Source organism: Mucilaginibacter sp. P4_G9 (genome assembly GCF_056400985.1).
On sequence record NZ_JBFUKF010000563.1, the window covers coordinates 1 to 2,544 of the forward strand.

Sequence of the window (2,544 nt, forward strand, 5' to 3'; positions counted from 1 at the left end):
ATGTTAACCAGCCGGGCCGCTGGCGCCGACCAGAGCTGTTGGGCGTGTTAAAAGAAGCCGATACCGACTGGAAACGCTTTATCATGAACCGTCCGTATGAAGCGTTCGACCCGCGTAAGTACCTGGAATATCGTTTGTTCTGGCCATATTCGTCGGGGTTGGCCGGCCAGTGGATGAGCCATCAGATTGATACTGTACATTGGTTTTCGGGAATTAAACATCCGCGCAGCGTAGTTGCCAATGGTGGTATTTACATGTGGAAAGACGGCCGCAGAAACTGGGATACCATTTTTGCTGCCTTTGATTATGGGCCGCTGGATGACCCTTCAACGGGCTTCCAGGTAACCTTTGGTTCGCGCATGCACAACGGCGATGAGCATCCCTCAGAGATCTACTACTCAAACGGCGGCGAATTAAACCTGATAACCAACAAGGTTTCGCCAAAAGGGGGCTTAACGCAAAAAATGGCCGCTGCCATGAATATGCAGGCCAACCTGCTGCCAGAGGTTAGCCTGGCAAATACCGAACAGGTAGTTGCTTCGGCCAATACAGGCGGCGATGTGCTCACATCAAACCATGTGCGTAACTGGATGGAATGCATCCGCAGCCGCAAACAGCCCAACGCCCCTGTTGAAGCAGGATACAGTCATTCTATAGCTACTATTATGACCAATGCGGCTGTACGTACCGGCTATAAGGCCACATTTGATGAGAAAACACAGGAGGTAATGGCGAATGGTAAAATATTTAAATATTAATAAGTAATTATGATGAACAGGTTCAAAAAATTGGGGTTTGTTATAGGATTAACCGCTGTGACTTCGGCAGTGTCGGCTCAAAAAAGTGAGCAGGTAAAGGTGTTGAAGTCCGCAAAAGAACAAAAGGTAGAGGTTTTTATTGACGGTAAGCTATTTACCAGTTTCCTGTATCCCGATAGTCTTGAAAAACCGGTATTATATCCCCTGCATGCGGCTAACGGCACTATTGTTACCCGTGGTTTTCCGCTCGATCCTAAACCGGGCGATCCAACCGATCATCCCCACCATATTGGTCTTTGGTTTGATTTTGAAAATTTAAACGGGCTTGATTTCTGGAACAATTCATACGCTATCCCCAAAAGCAAAAAGAATTTATACGGCTGGATCCGTACCGACAAAGTACTGGAGACTAAAAGCGGCACAACGGGTGTATTAGCCTATCACGCTAACTGGACCAACCAGCAGAAACACGTAATTTTAGAGGAGACCACGCATTTTGAATTTAGCGGCAGCGGCAACCAACGCATCATCGACCGGGTTACTACCTTAAAAGCCGATACAGATGCTGTTTTTAAGGATGCCAAAGACGGAATGCTGGGGCTGCGTTTAGCACATGAATTACAGATGCCCACTACCGAAGATCAGAAATTCACCGATGATAAAGGGAACGTAACTATTGTTAAAGGTGGTACGGATAAAGTAGCCAGCGGCGATTATTTAACCAGCGCCGGTAAAACAGGAAACGATGCCTGGAGCACCCGCGGCGTATGGTGCAAAGTTTTTGGTAAAATGGGCGCCGATTCGGTAAGTGTTGCTATAGTAGATCACCCCGCAAATCCTAATTATCCTACATTCTGGCATGCCCGGGGATACGGCTTATTTGCCGCCAATCCCCTTGGCGAGAAAATTTTCACCAACGGTAAATCAGAAAAAAATCTGCACCTTAAAAAAGGAGAATCGGTAACGTTCCGTTTTCGTGTAGTTATTAACAATGGCGAACAAACCATTAGCACTACCCAGCTTGATGGGCTTGCCAAAGATTTCGCTAAAAAATAATTTTACTGCCTGCCATGACAAGTTATAGAATCTCAGACTTTCGAAGTTTTTAAAACTTCGTAAGTCTTTCGCCGATTTGTCATTCCCTTCAGAGTCTCAGGATTTCTTATAATGGCGTTTTTGCAAGTTGTTGATTGCCAGTGCTATTTGTAAATGTAGCCTATGTCATTGCGAGGCACGAAGCAATCGCATACTGTACAGAGCGGACCTGCATAGTTCGCGATTGCCGCGCTGCGCTCGCAATGACATGGCTGTTGTTGGGTTCTAAAATCAACGCTTCATTACTTTTTTTTGCAGCCAGGCTGATTGCTCCTCGCGATGATATATGAGCGTACTAATCCCTGTTCCAAAAAGCCGGAGGTTCAATTCCCAAAGACCGCAGGTAAACATAACCCTGGGCCCTGTGATGGATTTCGTTATCAATCCAGTAGAAAATTATATCGGATGTTACGCCCTCATACGCTCCAAAAGCTATCATTATTTCATGAAACTGCTGTGGCGGGATCTGCGGCCAAAGGTGATTGATGGTATCCGTTACTTTATCCCACCTGTTTAGGATTTCTTCTTTTGTATTTGCCAGGGATTTTCCGGAATGATGATCCAGTTTATCTATTGACGTGGGCGCATCTTTGAAAAGATCCTGGATCCCGGCATCTGCTATTTCCACTATCTCGTTTATCATGTCCGAAAAGGGACGCATGCCACCAATCGAATATTCAAATAGTTTGTC

General features: G+C 45.9%; 3 protein-coding genes. 2 read left to right on the forward strand and 1 reads right to left on the reverse strand.

The genetic code is table 11. The annotated features are described in order from the left end of the window. Together AC1DPZ_RS25345 and AC1DPZ_RS25350 are read left to right on the forward strand one after the other, a co-directional pair. Positions 1 to 758: Gfo/Idh/MocA family oxidoreductase (locus AC1DPZ_RS25345; RefSeq protein WP_477408712.1), on the forward strand; the 758-nt coding region annotated here is incomplete at its 5' end. A 9-nt stretch (positions 759 to 767) separates the two neighbouring features. Next, entirely contained in the window at positions 768 to 1,814 is a 1,047-nt protein-coding gene (locus AC1DPZ_RS25350) for a DUF6807 domain-containing protein (RefSeq protein ID WP_477408714.1), read from the forward strand. 334 nt (positions 1,815 to 2,148) lie between these two features. Here the strand turns inward: AC1DPZ_RS25350 and AC1DPZ_RS25355 are convergent. Continuing rightward, positions 2,149 to 2,544, reverse strand: a 396-nt coding sequence (locus AC1DPZ_RS25355; RefSeq protein WP_477408716.1) for a DinB family protein, incomplete at its 5' end; no start/stop codon positions are given.